The organism is Burkholderia paludis (assembly GCF_000732615.1).
Classification (GTDB): domain Bacteria; phylum Pseudomonadota; class Gammaproteobacteria; order Burkholderiales; family Burkholderiaceae; genus Burkholderia; species Burkholderia paludis.
In genome coordinates this window covers 1-362 of the sequence record NZ_JPGL01000171.1, presented here as the reverse complement: position 1 = coordinate 362, position 362 = coordinate 1, and the positions used below count along the sequence as shown (strand labels likewise).

Below are 362 nucleotides of genomic sequence, written 5' to 3'. Positions count from 1 at the left end.
TCGCTGTCGACGTCGACCTCGACCGGCCTGTCGTCGGCCAATAGTTCGATCACCTCGCTGTCCACATCCACGTCGACGGGCCTCTCGTCGGCGAATAGCTCGATTACGTCGCTGTCGACATCGACCTCGACCGGCCTGTCGTCAGCCAACAGTTCGATTACCTCGCTGTCGACCGGCCTTTCGTCGACCAATAGCTCGGTTACGTCGCTGTCGACGTCCACGTCGACGGGGCTGTCGTCGGCGAATAGCTCGATCACCTCACTGTCGACGTCGACCTCGACGGGTCTGTCGTCGGCCACCAGCTCGATTACTTCGCTGTCCACGTCCACGTCGACGGGGCTGTCGTCAGCGAACAGCTCGAT

1 protein-coding gene is annotated in these 362 nt (G+C 61.9%); it reads right to left on the bottom strand.

Annotated features, from left to right (window positions below; translation table 11 throughout):
- Positions 1-362, bottom strand: a 362-nt coding sequence (locus GQ56_RS46305; protein ID WP_031403777.1) for a hypothetical protein, incomplete at both ends; no start/stop codon positions are given.